This is a genomic window from Mesorhizobium sp. M4A.F.Ca.ET.022.05.2.1, from assembly GCF_003998845.1.
Classification (GTDB): domain Bacteria; phylum Pseudomonadota; class Alphaproteobacteria; order Rhizobiales; family Rhizobiaceae; genus Mesorhizobium.
The window spans coordinates 1-1195 of record NZ_RZOJ01000737.1 but is presented as its reverse complement, the minus strand read 5'-3'; the positions used below and the strand labels follow the sequence as shown (position 1 = coordinate 1195).

2 protein-coding genes are annotated in these 1195 nt (G+C 67.3%); both read left to right on the top strand.

The window, feature by feature from the left end; translation table 11 throughout:
- Positions 1-254, top strand: a 254-nt coding sequence (locus EN745_RS35020) for a phosphatidylserine decarboxylase (protein ID WP_189363273.1), incomplete at its 5' end; no start/stop codon positions are given.
- 3 nt (positions 255-257) lie between these two features.
- Positions 258-1076 carry a phosphatidylcholine/phosphatidylserine synthase gene (locus EN745_RS35015; protein ID WP_127423330.1) on the top strand — a complete coding sequence of 273 codons (819 nt, stop codon included), beginning with the start codon at positions 258-260 and terminating at the stop codon, positions 1074-1076.
- Positions 1077-1195 lie beyond the last annotated feature (119 nt).

The window sequence follows — 1195 nt, the reverse complement described above, 5'->3', positions numbered from 1 at the left end:
GCCCCAACGGCACCGTCGCCGCCGTGCAGATCGCCGGCCTGGTGGCGCGGCGCATTGTCTGCTGGGCCGAAGCCGGCGGCTCGATCGCCATCGGCGAGCGTTTCGGGCTGATCCGCTTCGGCTCGCGTGTCGATGTCTTCCTGCCGCTGAATGCCGTGCCGCGCGTCGCCGTCGGCCAGACGGCGGTCGGCGGCGAGACCGTACTTGCCGAATTCGGCGGCGCGGCGGCGACGCCGCTGGTCAGGATTTCCTGAGCCGTGGGCGCGCCCTTCAAGAAATTCGAAGCGCACGCCAGCGGCGGCCCGCGCATCCGCGAGATCCCGATGCGCATGGTGCTGCCCAATCTCGTCACTGTGCTTGCCATCTGCGCCGGCCTCTCCGGCATCCGCTTCGGCTTCCAGGGCCGCTTCGAGCCGGCGGTGGTGATGGTGCTGCTCGCCGCCTTCCTCGACGGCATAGACGGCCGCCTGGCGCGCATGCTGAAGGCGACATCGAAATTCGGCGCGCAGATGGATTCGCTGGCCGATATCGTCAATTTCGGCGTCGCGCCGGCGCTGGTGCTCTATGCCTTCCTGCTCGACCGCGCCGGCTCGTTCGGCTGGATCGCGGCGCTGCTGTTCACCATCGCCTGCGGCTTGCGGCTCGCCCGCTTCAATGTGCTTGACGACGAGAAGGCCGACCGGCCGCTGTGGCAAAGCGAATATTTCGTCGGCGTGCCGGCGCCGGCGGGCGCGGTGCTGGTGATGCTGCCGCTCTATCTCTATTTCCTGCGGCTGGGACTTGAGCCGACCCGTCTCGCCGCCTTTGTCGCCACCGGCTTCACCGCGCTCGTCGCCTTCCTGCTGGTCAGCCGGCTGCCGGTCTATTCGGGCAAAAGCATCAAGGTGCCGGGCGACAAGGTGTTGCCGGTGATCCTCGCCGTGGTGCTCTACGTCCTGCTTTTGATGACCTACCCCTGGTACACGCTGACCGCTTCGGTCGCCGGCTATCTGGTCTTCCTGCCGCTTTCCGTGCGCGCCTATTCGAAACGCGCCATGCGCGAAGGCGAGAAGGTGCCGCCTTCGGATATCGGTTAAGGCGCTAGGCCGCGGCGCTCAGCCCCAGTCGGTCGATCGCCAGCCTGCGGGTCGAGACGTAGTCGGTCTTGCCCGAACCCAGCACCGGGATCTCCTCCACCTTGATGATGTCATTGGGC